This is a genomic window from Priestia sp. VA7, from assembly GCF_055710015.1.
The window spans coordinates 1-231 of sequence record NZ_JBVQPN010000081.1; the positions used below are offsets into that span (position 1 = coordinate 1).

1 rRNA gene is annotated in these 231 nt (G+C 54.5%); it reads left to right on the plus strand.

The annotated features are described in order from the left end of the window. Positions 1-231: ribosomal RNA gene (locus AC0C45_RS30305) — 23S ribosomal RNA — on the plus strand; the annotation flags it as partial.

The window sequence follows — 231 nt, forward strand, 5'->3', positions numbered from 1 at the left end:
CGTTTGAGTAAGGGGGGGACGCAGTAGGATAGGGTAAGCGCGCTGCTGGATATGCGCGTTCAAGCAGTTAGGCTGATGAGTAGGCAAATCCGCTCATCATGAAAGCTGAGCTGTGATGACGAGGGAACTATAGTACCGAAGTTCCTGATTCCACACTGCCAAGAAAAGCCTCTAGCTAGGCGGGAGGTGCCCGTACCGCAAACCGACACAGGTAGGCGGGGAGAGAATCCT